The following is a 20,462-nucleotide window of genomic DNA, read 5'->3' as shown; positions in this document are numbered from 1 at the left end:
GCGCCTGTGGTGCCGGCTGCTGCCCAGGAGGAGCCGGGTATCCCTGGTGGGAGGCCGGCGGGTACGGCGGCTGGGCGGGCGGGTATGCCTGTTGCTGGTATCCCGGGTGGGACGCGTGAGGCCCCGGCCAGGGGTGGCCGGGCACCGGGCCGGCGTTGCGCCGACTACGGCTCTTGGCCGCGACGACAACCGCGATGACGGCTCCCAGTACCACGACACCGACGACCAGGACGATGGCGCCCATGCAGGTAAGTCCCTTCTCGTTCTCGACCAGATGCGCTGCCTGTCGTATCTAACGACCTGACCAGGTGGTGGGTATCGCCGGCAGAGCATCCGTCTCATGCGCCACGGTGTGCGACCTCGCTGGCCTTGTGCCTCGCGCGCCGGCTTGCGGGCCGGGCCGCACACCCTCGGGTTCTTCGTCCCGTAGGACGGACTGACCCTACTGACCCTGGTGCGGCGGCTGCTGCGAGTAAGGGCCGGGGTACTGCTGTGGGGCGGGCGGGTACGCGCCAGGCTGCGACGGGTAGCCGCCGGGAGCGGCACCGCCGGAGCCGGGGCCGCCGTTGTTGCCCCCATTGCGGCGGCTGCGGAGGACGGCGACGAGGATGCCGACGATGACCACCGCGGCTGCGATGCCGCCGATCAGAAGAAGGTTGCCGGAGGAGGACTTCTTCTTCTTTTTCTTGGCCTGGGTCGTGCTGTCACTGTCGTCCGACCCGGCAGCCGAGTTCGTCGAGGTCGAGGATCCCTTGAGGAGCGGCCCCTGCTTGGGCCCCTTGGGGATGTCCATGGTCAGAGCCGTGCCGGGACGGGCAATGCCGTAGCCGAGTTCACGGTCCGGGGCCTTCTTGCCTTCGTGCTGAAGGAAGGACGCGGACTTGACCAGGCGGTTGACGATCTGACCGGCTGACAGATCAGGGTACTTCGCTCGGAGGAGCGCAACGATGGCTGAGACGTAGGCCGTAGACCCAGAGGTCCCGTCGGCAACTGCATAACCACTTGCTGTCGTTGGGTCTGCCTGGGCAACTTGAACACCAGGCGCCGCGACTGTGACATTTCCGGTGTTGGATTTGGACCAAGGATTGAGAGCTTGGTCCACCGCAGATACGGCTACCACGCCGGGGAGAGCAGCAGGGTAGTTGACCGTCCCTGCATCATTTCCTGCTGCCGCCACAACGACGACATCGTGCGATTGTGCATACTCGATGGCCTTGGCAGCCTTCGAGCCCGGGTAAGCGGAACTGTCATCAAGCGACAAGTTGATCACTGATGCGCCCTGCTGTACGGCGTAACGAACGCCCGCTGTCCAGGCTGCCGTGTCAATCTTTCCGTCGATGGTTCCGCGGGTCGCGTTCACTCGCACAGGAAGAATCTTCGCCTTCGGTGCCAGGCCCTTTACCCCTGCGGATCCATTTGCTCCGTGTCCGTGCCCCGCAATAAGGCTTGCCATCGACGTACCGTGGCCGACGGTATCTTTATGAGGGTCGCTGGCGCCCGTGAAGTCCTTACCTGGCAGAACTTGACCCGTTAGGTCGGGATGGTTGGCATCAACTCCAGTGTCAATCACAGCAACGTTGACACCGGCACCCTGCGAAGACCGCCATACCTTCTCCGCGTCATACACAGTTAGCGGCCACTGAGCGTCCCTGACATCATCTGCTGCCGCATGCGGTGCTGTTGTGAGGAGCAAGGCCCCCGTCAATGCCACGACTCCTGTCGTGGACCAGACTCGCTTGACACCCATTTCCCTGCTCCTCACTCAGCTAAGGCTGCCTATTCAGCCTTCACAGCGGACCGGTCGCAATCTCTGCCCGGAGCGCTGACCAAACTACTCGATGGTCCGCGGGACGTTGCGGTTGCGATCCTCTTCTGAGATCCAGGTCTCTTCGTCCTCGACCAAGTAGTCGGGACGATCGCCCCGACTGTCCTCGTCGCCCGGACGACGGCCATTGCGCCCGCCAATGCCACCTGCCCCGCCGGCCATGGCGCCACGCTGAGTACCGCCACGGCTCCCGTGCAGACCCGCTCCGCCGCCAGCAGCCTTGCCGGCTACGCCCTTGGCCGCGCCAACCACGCCTCCACGCGATTTTGCCAGGGCACCACGGCCGCCAGCGCCGGCGCCGCCTCGGCCTGCCGCGCCGGCCCCCGCGCCGCCCATACCGCCCATACCGGCTCGTCCGCCAGCACCGCGGCCTGCTGCCGCGCCACCGCCAGCCACTCCACGGCGACCGCCTGCGGCTCCGATGCCGCCACGTGCAGCAGCACCTCCAGCGAGACCAGCGGCTCCTCCGGTGCCCACGATCCCAGGACCCTGGGCACCGCCGGTACCGAGACCACCGCCGGTACCTCCGACCCCTCCACCGTTCCCGGTGACAGGGCCGGTTCCAGTCAGGCCAGGTGAGATGCTGTCGACCTTCGTGCCCGTCGTCGGTAGCTGCGATCCTCCGGTGATGCCCGGGTTACGTGGCACCGTGGGAGCCGGCTTCACGTTCGCCGTAGGTCCGGCGCTCCATGGCTTGGCTGTGGCGCCCGTCATGCTGGGGCTCTTGCTACCCCCCGAAGGCATAGAAATCGGGGTCGGCATAGGCACTTCGGGGCTCGGGGGCTGGAACGGGTCCTTCGGATTATCGTCTCGGACGGAGCCCTTCGCGTACACCTTGTAATTGGCCGCCAGCTGCTCCATGATCGCCACGCCCTGCAGCTGCGCCTCCTTACCGGCAGACAGGGAGTCGGCGTTCGCCTGGCGGGCGGCGTCGGTGCTGACGCCCTTGTTGATGTCCTCGAGCAGCTGCTCGTCGCTGCGCCCGTCGTCCCACATCTTGTCCCAGGCCCTGTCCCAGAACCCGGGCTCCTCGACCTCGCGCATCTTCGAGATCGAGTTGCGCAGGTCGTTCTGGACGGCGTGCATGGTTTCGCCGTAGTGGTTCGCCCAGGCCGCGCCGTTGCGGATGTTCTGGAGGATCTCGTTGGCCTTCTTGCGGAAGGCGTTCGCCGCCTCGCCCTCCCAGTGCTCGAGGACGTTCTCGACGGCGCTCTGCATCATGCCGGCGACACTGTCCTTCGCCGACACCGAGTCGACGCCGCCGGTCTTGCCGTCGCCGTCCCCGCCGGAAAGGATGTTGTGGATGGACTTCCAGTGCTGGCTGACCTCGTAGATCCGATTGGGGTCAGCGTCGAGGATCATGGCGCGCAGGTCCGGGATGCCCATCTTCATGAAGGGCGTGTCCAGCTGGCTGCGGTCCACTCCCCCCATTCCGCCGTTGGGAAGCGAGTCGAGCTTCTCGTCGTGCTTGTCCTGGATGCGCTGCTGCCGCGCCCGCTCCTGAGCCTCGTAGTACTCAGGGCTCTGGTAGTAACCGCCGTAGGCCATGGTTGGAACTTCCCCTCTGTCAGTGACCAGTAGCTGAACCGGTTAGTTGGCTGCGCCCTTGGGAGCCGCGCTCACGCCCTGGGCGTTCGCCTGCTCCTGGTTGCTGTACTTGTCCCTGACCTTCGAGGTGCTCTTGCCGAACTCGTCGATCAGCTTGTGCAGGTCCCTGATGATGTTCTCGATCCGGGTCTTCTGCTTCTGGTGAGCGTTGTGGAGCTCGTTCGACTCCAGAAACTTCTCGCTGCCGAAAGCGGAGCTCGGGATGTCCGTCTCGTACTTCGCCTTGGTGTTGGCCTTGTCCATGTCCGACAGGAGGCCGTTGAGCTTGCGGATGACGTCATCCAGCTGGCTCAGATCGACCCGCATTCCGTTACTCATACCCCGTTGTCCTCTCCCCTGTTGTCCAAGTCCTCGGCATCCCCGGATGCCTGTTCATCGCGTGGTGCGGCTGGGGCGGCGGGAGCGCCAGTCCCGGACGGCTACGCCGCTGCCGGCGATCACCAGGGCCAGGGCGACTCCTGTGCCCAATACGTAGATGGCCGTGCGGCGTTCACGTTCCGCCTCCGTCTCACCCATCGTCACAGCCATCGGGACGACACCGCCAGACCCGGCCTCCACGGGCGGATCCGGTTCCGGGGACGTGCCCGGCGTCGAGTCGTCCGACAGGGCCGCCACCGGGTCGACGACGCCCCAGCCGATGTAGCCGTTGGGGCCGCGACCCGGGCGCTGGGCGGTCTCCTCGATGCGGGTGGCGATCTGGGCCGCCTTCCACTCCGGGTGCTTCTGCTTCAGCAGGGCCGCCACGCCCGCGACGTACGGTGCCGCGAAGCTCGTGCCGTCGGCGGTGCACTGGCCGCCGCCCGGGACGGTGGAGACCATGCCGACGCCGGGTGCCGCGACGTCCACGAAGTCGCCGGACTGCGAGAAGAAGGCCCGCTCGTCGTTACGGTCGGAGGCGCCGACCGCGAGGACGCCGTCGTACGCGGCCGGGTAGGTGTTGGCGAACTTGCCGTCCGCCCCGTCGTTGCCCGCCGCCGCGACGATCAGCGCGCCCTTGCCCACGGCGAAGGCCACGGCCTGGCGGAGCTCCAGGTTGTCTTCCTTGTTCGCCGTGTCCGAGGAGATGTTGATGACGTCGGCCCCGGCGGCGACGGCGGCGCGGATGGCCTGGGACATCGTGCGGGAGTTGCCTTGCTTCTCCTGCCCGCCCGTGTAGCGGTAGGACAGGATCTCGGCGTCGGGGGCGAGCCCCACGAAGCCGGTGCCCTTCAGCGGGCGGGCGGCGATGATGCCCGCCACCCGTGTCCCGTGGCCCTCGATGTCCCGGGCTGCGGAGCCGTCGACGAAGCTCTTGCCGCCGGTCACCGCTGCCGTCAGCTGCTGGTTCCGCTTGTCGACGCCCGTGTCGATCACCGCGACCTTGACGTCCTTGCCCCTGGAGTGCTCCCACAGCTGGTCCAGGAGGATCCGCTGGAGCGACCAGGGCGTGGACTTGATGACGTCGCCGCCGAACACGCACTCGGTGCTGGCCGACAGACCGAAGTCCGGGCCACCGTCGGCCGCCGCGGTCGGGGCGAACGGCGTCGCGGTGACGCAGACACCCGTCACCGCGAGCACGCCGAGGACCCGCTTGAGTGCGCGGGTCCCACTCGTGCGGCTACGCGAACCGGCCTTGTGGCCCTCCACGTTCAGGCCCCTCATCGTCCAGGCCCCCCGGGCTTCCTTGTGTCGACGGTGTCCCGGCCGGTGACGCGCGCGCCGCGCCGTCGGCCGGTGTGAAGATTCGGCGGATTTACCGTGTGCGGTCCGGAAGACGGTGTGAACGACCCGGAAGCAGAGGTCGGCCCAGCGGACGCCATGGCGTCGGCTGGGCCGAATCTCTTCATCCGATGTCCCCCGGCTCGCCGGCTGGCTCAGCCCCAGGTGGAGGCGTTGCTCTTCTCGGTGGCCTGGTAGTTCTCGGCGGCGCTCTGCAGGGCCGTGGAGATCTTCAGCAGGGTGGAGTGCAGGTCGGCGGCGGTCTGGTCCCACTCGCGCTGCTTGCGCTGGTAACCCTCCTGCGCCTCACCTTCCCAGGTGTTGGCGACCCGCTTGACCGCGGCCTCGAGGTCGTCCAGCTGCTGCTTGATGCGGCCGGCCGTCGACTTCACATCGGTGGACGCGTTGGTGATGGTTGCGTAATTGACGAGGATCGACATCGTCATTCCCTTTCAGGAAGATTCGGAGGAAAGTCGCTGGACAGAGGGAGGAGCGAGCGGCGGCCCCGGCCGGTGGACGGCACGGCGCGCGACCGGTACGGCTCGATCAGCCGAAGTCCGACATGATCTTGCTGATCTCGGAGTTCTGCTGCTCCTCGGACGCGGAGTAGTTGCTCCGCGTGGAGTCCACGGCTTCCTTGATGTCGTTGAGGATGTCGCTCATCTTCTTCGCGTCCGCGTTCCAGCGCTCCTGCAGCTGGCGGTAGGACTGGGCAGCCTGGCCCTTCCAGCCGCCCGCGATCTGGTCGATCACTCCGTTGAGGCGGCGGATCTCGCCCTGCAGCTGACCGTTGGCGGTGCTGATGTCGCTGGAGAGCTTGGTGAGTTCGTCCTCTGTTACCCGGAACTGGCCGGCCATGTGAACCTTCCCCCATGTCGTCGTTGGTCCGGGAAACCTCAATCCGTTGCCCGGAGCTGCTTCGCACGCTTGAGCGCTGCAAACACTCTATCGTCAGCCTGTCACTCATCCACAGGCAAGGCCAATCAGTTACACGGCTCACACACTTGAGCGACGAAGCTGTGACCCGTGCGCCGTCTTAGTTCAAATGGCAAGAAACGGCGGGCTGTTGGGGTCGTCCCTCCGGCGTGCCGGGCCGGGGGCCCGTGCCGGGAGGGACCGGGAGCCGGCCCCACGCGGGGACCCGCTCCTCACCCTCCGTCACTGACTCTGCGGCTGCGACGCCCCCGCAGTGTCGAGCATCGGCCCCTTGGGGATGAACGTCGCCCACGTCTGCGGCACGACCGCCGGCTGGTTGAGGTCCTCGTAGCCCAGCCGGGTGCGGGCCTTGTCGGTCTCGCTCGCGTCGCCCTGGGACGCGCCGGCGCCCGTCGACGCGGCCGGGTTCTGGGCGGCGGCCGCGCTGTCGTTGTTCTTCGGCAGGGAGTACCGCAGGCCCGTGTCCGTCAGCAGATACGTCGCCCCGCCGCCGGCGGCCGTACCGGAGACCTCCTGGAACAGCAGGCCGGAGCCGGAGGAGACGTAGGCGCTCAGCGAGTCGGTGATGACCTTCTTGGGGTAGTCGGCCCCCGCCCAGGCCGCCAGGCTGGGCGTACGGCCGTCGAAGGTGCCCTTGTAGACGCTGCAGGACGTCCTGGCCGCCTCACCGGTCGTCGGGTTGGTGCTGTTGGCCTGCCGGGGCACGATCTCGGGCCAGCCCTTGTCGGCGTAGAAGCGGTCGGCGCGGCCGCCGTTGGCCTCGATGACGGCGCGGGTGTCGACCTTGAGGGCGCCGTTCTCGTCGCGGGCCACGAGCAGGGCGGCGACGAACGGCGAGACGGCGGCGACCTTGTCCTTCAGGACGATGTAGAACTGCTCGCCCTGGGCGTCACGCGCCCGCAGCACCTGGCCGATCGTGCCGGCCTCGGCGGGGAGTCCCTGGACGGAGGTCGGGCCGCCGGCGCCGGGCACGACGGGGAAGGTGATGTCCCCGCCGTCGTTGAGGGTGTTGAGCCATTCCTGACTCACCGGCTGCGGGTCGGTGGTGGCGCTGCTGCCGATGACGGCGGACCGCAGCTGCTCCATGGACGTCGCGTCGAGGCCGGTCTCGCCGCCCAGCAGGAAGCGGTTCCCCTTGCTGTCGACCAGGTACTCGGCCTTGGTCCTGGTGTCGGTGACGTACAGGGCCTCGCGGGGATCGACCTTCCCGGCGGTCTCCAGGGACTTGGCGTCGCTGTCGTCGAAGACGAACACGGCGCGGTCGATGGCCGCCTTGGAGCCGGGCGCCGGACGCTCGCACACCGCCCAGGTCTTGGTCTTCTCGGCGTCCTCCTTGGAGGGGAGCCGGTCGGGCGCGTACGGGATGCCGATGGTCGCGCCGTGCCGGATGCCGCTCTTGTCGATCTCCTTGCCGGGGACCTCGAGGACGCTTCCCTTGCCCTTGTCGAGCAGCAGCTTCGCGGAGGCGTAGTTGAGGACCGGGTGGAGGACCTTCTCCACCTTGCTGTCCTTGGGGTTCGGGTCGAGGACCACGTACCGCGTGGTGGAGTCGCTGTCGACGATGATGTGCTCGCCGGGGGTGTCCCAGCCCTTGGGAGCCGTGGGCTTGATCACTCCCCACGCGATGAAGCCGATGACCAGGACGATGCCGACGGCGAGGCTCGGCATCACCGTCCGCACGGGGCGCGGGGCGCCCTCCTCCGAGCCGCCCGGCGACGGCGCCAGGAAGGCCGCGACGGTGCGCTTGCGAGCGAACGTGTAGGCGGCGAGCTCGTCCCGACGCTTTGCCATGGTCCCCGTATCTCCCGTTTGGTGGTGCTTCGATCGCGCTCGAAAAGGCCGCAACGGCCGTGCAGGCACCTACTATGCCCTGCGGCGCCCACCGACGATCCCTCAGGTGTGGACAGCCCTCGGCATCTTCACAGAGCTTCTCCACAGGCCTCCACCACGCGGGCGCGGACCATGGCAGGCTGGCCACCCGGGGCCGGTGTGCCGTCCTCGGGTTCGGGTGTCCCCTGTGTCGCCCGGCGTGCCGCAGCGGGTACCGTGAGCCACCCGCATGGATGGTGTGGGCCGATGAAGCCCTTGGCCCGGCGCCGGGATCCGGGACAGTGGATCCCGCCCGCCCGACGGCCACTACTTCGCGAAAGGGATGTCCCGGGGGATGAGCAGCGCTACGAGCACTCGGCGCGGACGCCGCGCACCGCAGCAACCGGGGGGTCCGGACGGCAGACGTACGCCTGCCGCGCCCGCCGCTCCCTCCGCCGCCTCGCCGCGCACGCTGCCCCGTCCGGGCGGCCTCGGTCCGGTCCGTCTGCAGCAGCTGATCCTCGTGGAGTTGGCCGCGGCCGTCATGGTCGCCGCCTGGGCCGTGGGGACGTCCTGGCTGCTGGCCCCGGCCGGTGCCGTGGCGGCTCTGCTGCTCCTCCTCGCCGTGCTGCGCCGCGGCCGCCGTCCACTGCCCGAGTGGTGGGAGACGACGCGCGCGCTGCGGCAGCGCCGGCGCGACGCCAAACTGCCCGTGCCGCCGGGGACGGACGCGATGCTGGCGCCGGTCGTGGAGTGCGACCCGGCCCTGCGGACGTACTCCTTCGTCTCCCGTGACGACCGCTCGATCGGGATGATCGGCGACGGCACGTTCCTGACGGCCGTCCTCTTCGTGCAGCCCGGCGACCAGCCGCTGCGGCCCGGTGCGGCCGAACGGCAGCTGCCGCTGAAGCTCATTCAGGACGCCCTGGAGGTCGACGGGATCCGGCTCGCCTCCGTGCAGATCGTGCAGCACACCCAGCCGGCGCCCGCGCCGCACCTCCCGCCGCAGTCGCTCGCCGCACGCTCCTACGGTCCCCTGCAGGCGCAGGCCGGTTCGCCCGCGCTGCGGCTCACCTGGGTCGCCCTCAAGCTCGACCCGGAGCTGTGCCCGGAGGCCGTGAAGGCGCGCGGGGACGGTGTCCCGGGCGCACAGCGCGCCCTGTTGCGGGTGGCGGACCAGCTGTCGAGCCGGCTGGCCGGTGCCGGCTTCAAGGCGACGATCCTCGACGAGACCGAACTGGTGCAGGCGCTCGCGACGTCGAGCTGCCTCAACCCGCGCGCCAACCAGCAGCACGCCCAGGACGGCCGCACCCAGCGCCGTACGGTCGAGGCCGTGCGCACCTGGCGGGTCGACGACCGCTGGCACACGACGTACTGGGTGTCCCGCTGGCCGCAGTTGGGCGCCGGCGGGATGGCGCTGCCCGAACTGGTGACGCGTTTCACGTCGCTGCCGGTGCTGGCCACGACGTTCAGCATGACCCTGAGCAAGGCCGGCAATCGAGGCGTCGCGCTCGCCGGGCACATCCGCGTCACCGCGCGCGGCGACGACGAACTCGGCCAGGTGGGCAGGGAGTTGGAGCGGACCGCGAGCACCGCGAAGGTCGGTCTGGTCCGCCTCGACCGGGAGCAGGTCCCCGGGGCCCTCGCCACTCTGCCGCTCGGAGGTACGTACTGATGTCCCAGCCCGCTCCGACCATGCCCCCGGGACAGCAGGGCCGGGCCCCTGGCCGCACTCCGGCCCATGTGGCCTCCCCCACCGACACCGGCATGATCCCGATCATCCGCCAGCCGGAGCCGGCTCAGCGGCAACGGCGCATCTTCAGCCCGGGGTTCGGGCTGCGCGGCCCGCGCCGCAACCGTCATGTCGTGACCGTCGACGAGCTCGCGGCGATCAGCATGCCGATCGGTGACGACGGCGTCCTCATCGGCACCGACCCGGAGTCGCAGCCGGCGGTGCTCGGCCTGTCCCGTCCCACGCCCTTCGACGTCGTGCTCGTGGGGGGTCTGTGGCTGGCGCAGGTGCTGGCGCTGCGGGCCGCGGCGACCGGCGCGCGCGTGGGCGTCGAGACCGGCCGTCCGCAGGCGTGGCAGCAGTTGGCCCAGGCGGCCGGCGGCGGTCAGCAGTGTGTGACGGTGTATCCGGTGGGCCGGGTGCCCGCGCAGGGCCCGTCGGTGTCCAGCCCGGTGGTGCTGATCCGGGACTGCGGTATCCGTCCACCGCGCGGGCGGGTGACGTCGGTGCCGTGGCAGGCTGTGGTGACGGTCCTGCCGTTCGTCAGCGAGCACGCGCCGCGGTGGCTGTCGCAGGCCCATCTGGTCGGCATCCAGCGCATCTCGCCGTACGAGACCGAGGCCGTGAAGGACACTCTGGGCATTCCGGAGGAACACCTTCAGCATCTGCCGACGCTGCACGACGGCGTCGCGCTGTGGTGTACGCGCAAGCACCAGAAGTTCGTGATGACCGAGGCCACGGACGCGGAGACGGGGCTGCTCGGTGTGGCCCGCCGGATGGACTGAGCCGTCGTCCACGCCGGGCACGGGGTGAACGGGGCGGTCGGCGGGGGGCGTTGAGCCCGGGCCGGCCGGCCGTGTCGTCCGAGGCTCGGCCGCCACGTCGGGTGGGATCGGCGGTCGGGTCCTCGCGGGGGCCGGTGGTCGTGCCCCTCCGGGCCGGCAGCGGTCTTCCACCGGGCCCGGCGGTCGGGTCCCTCCGGGCTCGGAAAACCCTTCCGTCCACGGAGTCCGGGCTATAGCGTCCGCGCACATGGGGCCTTTTCCGTCCCGCCAAGCGAGTGATTAGGCTTCTGGTGGTGCGGTGACGATCGCAGTCGCGTGGGACTCGCCACTCGGTCCCGCCCGGCCGCGACGACGACACGCTCAGCAGCAGTGGCTGACCAGGAGGCAAGCAGTGAACAGGGATCGGTCCGAGTACAACGGCGGGAGCCCTTCCTCGGACGGGGACGATCACGAGGTGGATCTCACGGGCGAGTTCGAAATCGTCTACACACCTCCCGCCTGGTATGCCCAGAGCACGCAGGGTGGCTCCTCGCCGAGCGGTCAGCCGGAACCCCCGGCACCGCCGCCGCCGACCGGCACGCCCATCGGTACGCCCACGGGTCCGCCCGGCGTTCCGGCCGGCCCGGGCCCCGCACCGGCCCAGGGCACTCCGGCCGCGCCGCAGCAGGGGCAGACCCCGCAGACCCCGGGCGGCTACGGATTCCCCCAGCAGCAGTCCGGCCCGGGCGCCGCTCCGGCGTCCGGCGGTTACGGCTACCCGCAGCAGCCCGGCGCGCCCGCACCCCAGCAGAGCCAGGACACCTCCGGCGGATTCGGCACGCCTCAGCCGAACACCCCCGGCGGCTACGGCTACCCCCAACAGCCCGGTACGCCCGCACCCCAGCAGAGCCAGGACACCTCCGGCGGATTCGGCACGCCTCAGCCGAACACCCCCGGCGGCTACGGCTACCCCCAACAGCCCGGCCAGCAGTCGCAGCCCCAGCAGGCCACGCCCGCACCGGCCGCGCCGGTAACTCCGCCTGCCGCGCCGGTCACTCCACCCGCCGCACCGGCCGCTCCCCCGGCCGCGGCCTCCGCTCCTCCGGCCGCCCCCGGCTTCCCGGTACTGCGCCCGGTCGACGACAACGCCCAGGCACCGGCGGCCCCCGCGCCCGCCGCCCCGGAACCGCCCGCCCCCGTTCCCCCCGTGGCCGAGCAGCCGGAGGCGGAGCGCCCCGAGCCTGAGTCCGAGTTCAACCACGCTGCCGCCGACGCCGAGGCCGCCCGCCTGTTCGGCGGTGACGACGACGAACCCGAGCTGGAGCAGAACACCGAGCCGGAGGCCGACGCCACGCCCCAGGCCGACACCGACGCCCAGCCGCAGCCGGAGTCCGCCGCTCAGCAGGAGCCCGCCGCACAGCCCGAGGCCGACGCGCAGCCCGCACCCCCGCAGGCAGCGCCTGCCCCCGAGCCGCCGGCTCAGCCCGCCGCGCCCGAACAGCCGCAGGCTCAGGCCCCCATGCCCGCGCACGCCCAGCCCGGCGCTCCCGCACAGCCGCCCGCGGCCCCGGGTGAGCAGCCGCACGCGCAGCCCACCGGACAGCAGCAGCCCACCGGGCAACAGCAGCAGCCCGGCCAGCCGCTCCCCCCGCTCCCCCAGGGCTTCGTGCCCGCGCACCCGCAGCAGCAGGGAGCACCGCAGCAGGGCGTCCCGCAGCCCCCGGCCCAGGGCGCCCCGCCGGTGCCCGGTTACGGCTACCCGCAGCAGCCCGGCCAGCCCCAGCCCCAGCAGCCCCCGGCGCAGGGCGGCTTCGGCCCGGCCCAGCCGCAGCCCGGCCAGCCCGCTCAGCCCGTCGACCCGCGTCAGGCGGCCCCCCAGCCCGCACCAGCAGGCCAGCCGGGCCAGCCGCAGCCGTACGGCTACCCCCAGCAGCCGGGTCAGCCGGGCCAGCCCCAGCCGCACCCCCAGCAGCCGGCACCCCAGCAGCAGGCCCCACAGCACCCCGCCCAGCCCCAGCCCTACGGCTACCCGCAGCAGCCGGGCCAGCCCGGCCAGCCGCAGCCGCAGCCCGGCTACGGCTACCCCCAGCAGCAGCCGGGCTACGGCTACCCCCAACAGCCCGGCCAGCCCCAGCCGCAACAGCCCCAGCAGCCGGACGCGCAACAACCCCCGGCCCAGCCGCAGACGCCCGCCGCCTACGGCAGCCAGGGCGGCTGGTCGGCGCCCCCCGGTCCGCAGGCCGGTCCGGGTGCCCCACAGCAGCAGCAAGCCGCGCCCGGCACGCCGCTCGGCTACAACGCCGCCGTGGAGCTGTCGTCCGACCGTCTGCTGCGCAACCAGCCGAAGGCCCGCAAGAACAACCAGGGTCCGTCCCGGTTCAAGCTCGGCGCCAAGAAGGAGCAGGCGGAACGGGAGCGCAAGCTCGGACTGATCCGTACGCCGGTGATGTCCTGCTACCGGATCGCGGTCATCAGCCTCAAGGGCGGTGTCGGCAAGACCACGACGACCATGTCGCTGGGTGCCACGCTGGCCACCGAGCGGCAGGACAAGATCCTGGCGATCGACGCCAACCCGGACGCCGGCACCCTCGGCCGACGGGTGCGGCGCGAGACGGGCGCCACGATCCGCGACCTGGTGCAGGCGATCCCGCAGCTCAACAGCTACATGGACATCCGCCGCTTCACCTCGCAGGCGCCCTCCGGTCTGGAGATCATCGCCAACGACGTGGACCCGGCGGTCTCCACCACGTTCAACGACCAGGACTACCGCAGCGCCCTGGACGTGCTGGGCCGCCAGTACCCGATCATCCTCACGGACTCGGGAACCGGTCTGCTCTACAGCGCCATGCGCGGGGTGCTGGACCTCGCCGACCAGCTGATCATCATCTCCACCCCGTCGGTGGACGGTGCGAGCAGCGCCTCGACGACGCTGGACTGGCTGTCGGCGAACGGCTTCGCGGACCTCGTGCAGCGGTCGGTCACCGTGATCTCCGGAGTCCGTGAGACCGGCAAGATGATCAAGGTGGACGACATCGTCGCCCACTTCGAGACCCGTTGCCGCGGTGTCGTCGTGATCCCCTTCGACGAGCACCTCTCCGCGGGTGCCGAGGTGGACCTCGACATGATGCGCCCGAAGACGCGTGAGGCGTACTTCGACCTCGCCGCGCTGATCGCCGAGGACATCGCGCGCACCCAGCAGGGCTTCGGCAACCCGCACATGCAGTACCAGCAGCACCCGCAGCAGCAGGGGTACCCGCCGCAGCAGCCCCAGCAGCCGTACGCCCAGCCCGGTGGTGCCCCGCCGCCCGGGCAGGGCTGGCAGCAGGCACCGCAGCAGCCCGCGCCGGGCCAGGAGTGGCAGCAGCAGGCGCCTCCGCCGTCGTACGAGGAAACGCGGGTCAGGCCGGGTCGCCGGCCTCCGCGATCAGCTCACGGCACCGCTGCACGTCCCGGGCCATGGCCTCCAGGAGCGCGTCCAGCGAGTCGAACTTCTCCTGGCCGCGCACATAGGCGAGGAAGTCCACCGCCACGTGCAGCCCGTACAGGTCGAGCCCCACGCGGTCGATGGCGTACGCCTCCACCGTGCGCTCGGTGCCGTCGAACTGCGGGTTGGTGCCGACCGAGACGGCGGCCGGCATGACCTCGCCCTGGGCGTGCAGCCAGCCGGCGTAGACGCCGTCGGCGGGGATGGCGGTGTGCGGCAGCGTCTCCACGTTGGCGGTGGGGAAGCCGAGTTCACGGCCGCGCTGCGCGCCGCGCACGACGACGCCCTCCACGCGGTGCGGGCGTCCCAGGATCTCTGCCGCGCCCTCGACGTCGCCCTCGGCGACCAGGCGGCGGGTCAGGGTCGAGGAGAACGGCTCGCCGCCGCCCGCCTCACCGCTCACATACAGGTCGACGACCTCGACCTCGTAGTCGTAGATCTTGCCCTGCTCGGCGAGGAACTCGACGTTCCCGGCGGCGCGGTGCCCGAAGCGGAAGTTGGGGCCCTCGACGACCGCCTTGGCGTGCAGCTTGTCGACGAGGACCTTGACGACGAACTCGGCCGGCGACAGCTTCGAGAACTCGGTCGTGAACGGCAGGATCAGCACCGCGTCCACGCCCAGCTCGGCCATCAACTCGGCACGCCGGTGGTGCGGGGCGAGCAGGGGCGGGTGGCTGCCGGGGCGGACGACCTCGCTGGGGTGCGGGTCGAAGGTGACGACGACGGCCGGGACGCCCAGCTCGCGGGCCCGGTCCACGGCATGCCGGATGATCAGCTGGTGCCCCCGGTGGACTCCGTCGTAGGAACCGATGGTGACGACGCTGCGCCCCCAGTCCTGGGGGATGTCCTCCAAGCCACGCCAGCGCTGCACTGTGCCTGCTCCTTGTCGCAAACTCGTCGAACCGGTGTCCGTCATTGCCCAAACGGTCTTACGCAGGTCTAAGGGTGCCATGCCGACGGCTCCCTGCCCGCATCGGCATGGGCGCTGTGACGGGGTGCACGCGCCGGTGCGCCGTTCAGACGGGGACCCGGACGCCCGCCAGGTTCTCGATCATGCGGCGGGTGCTGGGGCCGACGACGGCCGCCCAGTCCCGTGGGGTGTCGATGAGCCAGCCGGCGACCCGTGCGGCGAAGCCGGGGACGTCCCGGGCGAGGTCGACGAGGCCCCGGTCGAAGCGGGCGGCGCCGTCGGGGGTGCGGACGAGCAGCAGCCCGGTGTGATGGACCAGGTCGCGCAGGTCGTCGTCCGGTGGGCCGCCGGTCCGCCGTACGGCGGCGTGCAGCAGGGCGTCCAGCACGGGCGGCGCCTGCTCATGGGTGAGCAGGAAGTCGAGCAGCTCCCGGCGGAGCCCCCGGGAGACGGGGGTGCCGGGGGCGGCGAGCACGGCGGCGAGGGCGGCCCGCACCTGCTCGGGGCCGCCGTCGAGGAGGCTGGTGACGAGCGGGAAGAGGACGGCTCGGGCGCCGGGCCCCTGGTCGAGGCACCGGTCGACATAGGCGGCGACGTCGGTGGCGGTCTCCGGGTGCCGGGCCACCGCCTCCCGGACGAGACCGGCGACGCGGCGGGCGAGGGCGGGTGTGGTGACGTCGGCGAGAGTGCGCAGCACGGCGCCGGTGCCGGGCCGCTCCAGCCGGGCGCGGAAGGCGTCGAGGACCGGTTCGGGGTGGGTGGCGAGCGCGGCGACGAGGGCGCTGGGCGGGAACTGCGGGTCGGCGGCCGTGAAGTGCGCGAGGGCCTGGGGGAGATGGCGGGCGCGGGTGCGGGGGTCGCGGACGAGGAGGGCGAGGGCGCCGCCGTGCAGGGCGCTGTCGGCGGGGCGGGCGAGCAGCGCGAGGGCGGCATAGCGCAGGAGTTCGCGGTCGGCCTCGGTGTGGACGTGGGGTGCGGCGCGCAGCCCGTAGGCGAGGGCGGCGACGCGCCGGGCGGGCCGTTCGTCGTGGGCCCAGCGGTCGACGGCCCGGCAGACGGCGGACGGCTCCTCCTCGGCGAGCGCGGCGAGCAGTTCGTCGGCGCGGGGGTGCGCGCTGGCGACGAGGGTCTCGGTGAGGTCGTCGAGGGCGCGGTGCCGGTGGGTGTGGAGCAGTGCCTGGGCGGCGAGGGCGACGGTGGCGTGCGGGGTGGCGGGCAGCGGCCGGTCGTCGTCGAACCAGCGGGTGAGCCGGGGCTGTACGGCGGTGGGGTCGTCGGTGAGGAGCCGGGCGACGGCGTCCAGGTAGCGGGGCGGCCGGGGTGTCTCGGTGTCGTCGAGCGGGCCGTCGGCGGGGACGAGGCGGCGCAGCAGGTCGAGGCGCTCGGCGGCGGGGAGCGGCAGGGCGGTCCAGAAGCCGGGGCCGAGGTCGGCGGGCGCGGGGTGCCCCTGCCGCCGCCAGGTGACGATCCGGTCGGCGGTCAGCCGCAGGACGTCGAGGTAGGGCGCGGCGTCGGGGACCCGCAGCAGGGTCTCGGTGAGCAGCCGGGCCGCCCACCAGTCGGTCCGGTCGGTGTCGAGGGCGTCGGACAGCTCGGCCAGCCGGTCGGCGAGGCGTTCGGTGCCGTGGAGCCGTGGCAGGAGCAGCAGGGCCTGGAGGACGGGGCCGATGCGGTGGTGCGGAACCAACAGCGTGGGCCGGTCCGTGATCCCGCTGGAACCGGGGCGGAGCAGGGCGCGCAGGGCCTCGTCGAGGTCGAGGTGGAGGCCCTGCAGCCAGTCGGCCAGTTCCTCGTGGGCGAAGCGGTAGCCGTCGCCGGCGGGGACGAGGAGTCCTTCGGTGAGGACGGCGCGGGCCCAGCCGGTGGTGCCGCCGAGCCAGACGGGTGCCTGGCCCCAGGGGAACACGGCCTCGAAGGTGGGCCGGTCGAGTTCGCCCTGCCCGCTGCCGAGGCTGCGCCGGGCGGCCTCGTGGACCTGGCCGGCGACGCGGGCGGCGAGCCGGCGGACGGCGGTGCCGCGCAGGTCGTTCTCGGCGGCGAGACGGACGGCGACGCGCAGGCACATCAGGTCGAGGTGGGCGGAGAGGACGTCGTGACGGTCGGCCCGGTGGGGTGCGGGCGCCCCGGGCCGGGCGGCGCACACGTCGGCGAGGAGGCGGAGGGTCAGGGGGTGGCGGGCGTCGGCGTCGGTGAGGGCGTCGTCGGGGATGCCGTGGCGGGCGCGGGCCTGCCGGGCCTCCTCCGGGGTGAGGTCGCCGAGGCGGAGGCAGGTCGGCTCGGTCCGGTGAGGCTGACCGTCGTGACCGTCGGGCGCGTACAGCAGGTCCGCAGGGAATCCGGCGCCGGCCGTCTCCCAGAACTCGGTCCGGCAGGCCACCACCAGCCGGGCGCCGTGGTCCCGCAGCCACCGCGCGGTGGCGCCCGTCCAGTCGGCGAGGCGGTCCGCGGCGGCGGGCGGCATCTCCTCGGGGCCGTCGAGCAGGAGCAGCAGCGGGCGCCCCGTGGCGCGGGCGAGCCGGGCCAGCCGCTCGGGGGTCAGGTCACGGGCGGGCTCGTCGGGGCCGGACGCGGCGACGATGCGCGCGGCCCGGTCCAGCGCCCGCTGGGCGGCATCGGCGACGGAGGTGTCGTCGCCGCGCAGGTCGGCGCCGCGCAGCCACAGGGTCGGGGCGGGCTCGGATCCATGGGTGCGCCGCGCGGCGAGCCCCGCGAGTTCCGTCGTACGGCCGCTGCCGGGCGGCCCGACCAGGCCGAGCACTGTGGCGGGGCCGGTGAGGAAGGCGTCGAACGCGGCGGTCACGGCGGCCCTGGGGACGGGCTCGGGTCCGGACCCATCGGGAGGGGCGTCCTGGGCGACGGAGGTGGCGGTCAGCTGCAGCGCCCCGGCGAGGTTCAGGTCGGCGCCGTGGGCGGGCACCGTCGCGGCGTTGTCGGCGAGCAGGGTGGCCAGCGGTCCGTCCGGGGCGGGCCGCAGGGGTGCGGCGAGCACGGCGTCGCTGTGGGCGGACTGCAGGGCGGTGCCGAGGACGCCGAGGACGGCGCCGGTCGTGGCGTCGAGCACGGGTCCCCCGGCGGCGCCTCCGCCGAGCCGCAGCGCGTCCCGGCCCGCGGTGCCGATGGCGAGCTCCAGGACGCCGTCGAGGGCGTGGTAGCGATCGGTCGCCGTGTAGGTGGCGGGTGTGGCGTCGAGTACGCGGGCCTGCCGCCAGCCGCCGGCCGGGATGTGCACATAGGTGCCGGTCTCGCACGCGTCCCGCACGGTCACCGGCAGCGGGTCGACGTCCAGCCCTTCGGTGCGGACGAGGGCCAGGCCCCGCTCGGGCAGCGGGGTCACCGCCTCGGCGGTCACCACACAGCTGCGGCTGCCCCCGGCGGTGTGCACGACGAGCCGGGCGAGTCCGTCGACGACCATGTGCGCGGTGACGACGGTGCCGTGGTGGTCGGCCATGAAACCGAGGCCGCGCGGCCGTCCGGCCGGGTCGTGGACCCGGACCAGGGCGTCGTCACGCAGGACAGCGGTCGGCGCATCGCCATCGGGGCGCCGGGCGTGCCGGGCGCGGCCGTCGTCGTGGGTCCGGGAGCGTCGTGCCCGATGGGACGCGGTAGCCGCATGTGGCTGTTCGGAGCCGCCCGTCCCCCGCGCCCCATCCGTGTCCGCCGCCCGCGGGCCCCGTCCCGCCATCGTCGAACCCTCCCCGCCCCGCACCCGCCCGCTCATCCCTCGCACGCCCTGTCGCTTCGACGGTAGGCCGCGGATGATCAGTGGAACAGGTCGGATGCCGAACGCGCCCCCTTGCACACCCTCGGTTCACTCCGAGCGCCTGCCCGGACGGGTGAACAGGCCGGGGTGGGTGGATACACCCTAGGGGTGGGGGAACCGAGGGGGGACCGTGGAGCGGCGGGCAGAGGACGACCCCGTGACCGCCGCTCCACGGGCAGGCACCCGTGCCGTGCGGGCGCTCAGCCGAACACGGCGAGGCTCTTGGCCTTGCCCCTGTGCTCCTCGACCAGTGCGAGGAAGCGCCCCTCGGGGTCGAAGACCGCGACGGGCCCGGCACCGGCGTACTCGTCGGGCATGTCCAGCCGGACGCCGTTCGAGAGCAGCCGGGCGCGCCGGGCGTCGATCTCCCAGCGGCGGAAGGCCGCCGACGCGGCCTCGGCGATCGGCATGACCGTCAGCTCCTGCTGGAGCTGGTCCAGCGTCTTCGCCGCGTCCAGCTTGTACGGCCCGACGCGGGTGCGGCGCAGCGCCGTGAGGTGCCCGCCGACGCCCAGGTCGGCACCGAGGTCGCGGGCGAGGGCCCGGATGTAGGTGCCGGAGGAGCAGACGACCGAGACGACCAGGTCCAGGACGGGGGTCCCGTCGTCGGCGACGGCGTCCCGGAGGTCGTACACCGAGAAGGACGACACGGTGACCGGTCGCGCGGGGATCTCGAAGTCCTCGCCGTCGCGGGCCCGCTTGTAGGAGCGGACGCCGTCGATCTTGATGGCGCTGACCTTGGACGGCACCTGCATGATCTCGCCGGTGAGCTTGGCGATCCCGGCGTCGACGGCGTCGCGGGTGACCTTCGAGGCGTCGGTGGACCCCGTGATCTCGCCCTCGGCGTCGTCGGTGACCGTGGTCTGGCCCAGCCGGATCGTGCCCAGGTACTCCTTCTCGGTCAGGGCCAGATGACCGAGCAGCTTGGTCGCCTTCTCGACGCCGAGGACGAGCACGCCCGTCGCCATCGGGTCGAGGGTGCCGGCGTGCCCGACCCGGCGGGTGCGGGCGATGCCGCGCATCTTGGCGACCACGTCGTGCGACGTGAAGCCCGACGGCTTGTCGACGATGACAAGGCCGTCGGGCGTGGTGTTCTTCTGCGTCATTCCGCGGTGTCGCCGTCCGTCTCGTCCTCGGAGTCCGGCTTGCGGTACGGGTCCGCCTCACCGGCGTACCGGGCGCCCGCGGACGCCTCACGGACCTTCTCGTCGGACTGGCGCGCCTTGTCGAGGAGGTCCTCGATGGTCTTGGCGGTGTCCGGCAGGGCGTCGGCGACGAAGGTGAGGGTCGGGGTGAACTTCACCCCGGCGGCCCGGCCGACCTCGGACCGCAGGACGCCCTTGGCGCTCTCCAGCCCGGCCGCGGCGGCCGCCCGCTCCTCGTCGTCGCCGTACACCGTGTAGAAGACGGTCGCCTCCCGCAGGTCACCCGTGACGCGGGTGTCCGTGATGGTGACGTGCGAGCCGAGCCGCGGGTCCTTGATCCCGCGTTGCAGCTTCTGGGCCACCACCTCTCGGATGAGGTCCGCCAGCCTCTTGGCACGCGCGTTGTCGGCCACTGGTCCGTCTCCTTAAGTGCTTACGTCGTGCTTCAGTCTTCGTCGCTGTGGAGCCTGCGTCGAACCGAGAGCAGTTCCACCTCGGGCCGTCCGGCGACCAGCCGCTCGCAGCGGTCCAGTACGCCGGTGAGGTGTCCCATGTCCCCGGATACCACCGCGAGGCCGATCTCGGCCCGGCGGTGGAGGTTCTGGTGGTCCGTCTCGGCCACGCTCACCGCGTACTTGCGCTGGAGCTCGGCCACGATGGGACGGACGAGGGAGCGTTTCTCCTTGAGCGAGTGGACGTCGCCGAGGAGCAGGTCGAAGGACAGAGTCCCCACATACATGTGTGTGTCCGGATGTCCCGCCGGTTCGGGGTACGGGCGCCAGGCTCGGCGC

General features: G+C 72.0%; 14 protein-coding genes and 1 pseudogene. 3 read left to right on the top strand and 12 right to left on the bottom strand.

Annotation, left to right across the window (positions count from 1 at the left end; all coding sequences use genetic code 11):
- Positions 1–442 precede the first annotated feature (442 nt).
- From KBY32_RS33795 to eccB, 7 genes are all read right to left on the bottom strand, one after another.
- Positions 443–1,747, bottom strand: a complete 1,305-nt coding sequence (locus tag KBY32_RS33795; RefSeq protein ID WP_247690368.1) for a S8 family serine peptidase — start codon at positions 1,745–1,747, stop codon at positions 443–445.
- An 84-nt stretch (positions 1,748–1,831) separates the two neighbouring features.
- Positions 1,832–3,373, bottom strand: coding sequence for a hypothetical protein (locus KBY32_RS33790; protein WP_210982757.1), 1,542 nt, complete (start codon positions 3,371–3,373; stop codon positions 1,832–1,834).
- A gap of 42 nt (positions 3,374–3,415) precedes the next feature.
- Positions 3,416–3,751 carry a hypothetical protein gene (locus tag KBY32_RS33785; RefSeq protein ID WP_210982756.1) on the bottom strand — a complete coding sequence of 112 codons (336 nt, stop codon included), beginning with the start codon at positions 3,749–3,751 and terminating at the stop codon, positions 3,416–3,418.
- 54 nt (positions 3,752–3,805) lie between these two features.
- Complete coding sequence (gene mycP / locus KBY32_RS33780; RefSeq protein WP_247690367.1) at positions 3,806–5,074, bottom strand: type VII secretion-associated serine protease mycosin; 1,269 nt, start codon at positions 5,072–5,074, stop codon at positions 3,806–3,808.
- Positions 5,075–5,286: 212 nt separating this feature from the next.
- Entirely contained in the window at positions 5,287–5,577 is a 291-nt protein-coding gene (locus KBY32_RS33775; protein WP_055623213.1) for a WXG100 family type VII secretion target, read from the bottom strand.
- A gap of 100 nt (positions 5,578–5,677) precedes the next feature.
- Positions 5,678–5,989 (bottom strand): WXG100 family type VII secretion target, encoded by a 312-nt coding sequence (locus KBY32_RS33770; RefSeq protein ID WP_055623214.1) that lies wholly within the window; start codon positions 5,987–5,989, stop codon positions 5,678–5,680.
- A 300-nt stretch (positions 5,990–6,289) separates the two neighbouring features.
- Positions 6,290–7,858 (bottom strand): type VII secretion protein EccB, encoded by a 1,569-nt coding sequence (gene eccB, locus KBY32_RS33765; protein WP_210982755.1) that lies wholly within the window; start codon positions 7,856–7,858, stop codon positions 6,290–6,292.
- 373 nt (positions 7,859–8,231) lie between these two features.
- Between eccB and eccE the strand changes: the two genes are divergently transcribed.
- The 3 genes and pseudogenes from eccE to KBY32_RS33750 form a co-directional block, all read left to right on the top strand.
- A complete protein-coding gene (gene eccE, locus KBY32_RS33760; protein WP_210982754.1) occupies positions 8,232–9,551 on the top strand; it encodes a type VII secretion protein EccE in 1,320 nt (439 codons plus the stop codon).
- The gene (locus KBY32_RS33755; protein ID WP_055623216.1) at positions 9,551–10,393 is read left to right on the top strand and encodes a hypothetical protein; all 843 of its coding nucleotides are present in this window, start codon (positions 9,551–9,553) and stop codon (positions 10,391–10,393) included. The genes eccE and KBY32_RS33755 overlap by 1 nt, the downstream gene beginning before the upstream one ends.
- A gap of 298 nt (positions 10,394–10,691) precedes the next feature.
- A pseudogene (locus tag KBY32_RS33750) lies at positions 10,692–13,208 on the top strand (SCO5717 family growth-regulating ATPase); the annotation flags it as partial.
- Between the two features lie 562 nt (positions 13,209–13,770).
- On the opposite strand, the gene KBY32_RS33745 reads toward KBY32_RS33750, so the two are convergent.
- The 5 genes from KBY32_RS33745 to KBY32_RS33725 all read right to left on the bottom strand — a co-directional run bounded on the left by KBY32_RS33745 (position 13,771) and on the right by KBY32_RS33725 (position 20,410).
- The gene (locus tag KBY32_RS33745; RefSeq protein WP_055623218.1) at positions 13,771–14,727 is read right to left on the bottom strand and encodes a bifunctional riboflavin kinase/FAD synthetase; all 957 of its coding nucleotides are present in this window, start codon (positions 14,725–14,727) and stop codon (positions 13,771–13,773) included.
- Positions 14,728–14,872: 145 nt separating this feature from the next.
- Complete coding sequence (locus KBY32_RS33740) at positions 14,873–18,448, bottom strand: trypsin-like peptidase domain-containing protein (protein ID WP_374225014.1); 3,576 nt, start codon at positions 18,446–18,448, stop codon at positions 14,873–14,875.
- Between the two features lie 278 nt (positions 18,449–18,726).
- Positions 18,727–19,632: a tRNA pseudouridine(55) synthase TruB gene (gene truB, locus KBY32_RS33735; RefSeq protein ID WP_210982752.1), complete on the bottom strand. Its 906-nt coding sequence runs from the start codon at positions 19,630–19,632 to the stop codon at positions 18,727–18,729.
- A complete protein-coding gene (gene rbfA / locus KBY32_RS33730) occupies positions 19,629–20,084 on the bottom strand; it encodes a 30S ribosome-binding factor RbfA (protein WP_055623221.1) in 456 nt (151 codons plus the stop codon). Before rbfA ends, truB begins: the two co-directional genes overlap by 4 nt.
- 32 nt (positions 20,085–20,116) lie before the next feature.
- Entirely contained in the window at positions 20,117–20,410 is a 294-nt protein-coding gene (locus tag KBY32_RS33725) for a DUF503 domain-containing protein (protein ID WP_055623222.1), read from the bottom strand.
- Positions 20,411–20,462: the final 52 nt, after the last annotated feature.

The organism is Streptomyces sp. RK62 (assembly GCF_018070255.1).
Taxonomy (GTDB): Bacteria; Actinomycetota; Actinomycetes; order Streptomycetales; family Streptomycetaceae; genus Streptomyces; species Streptomyces nigra.
This window is presented reverse-complemented; position numbering and strand designations above follow the sequence as displayed.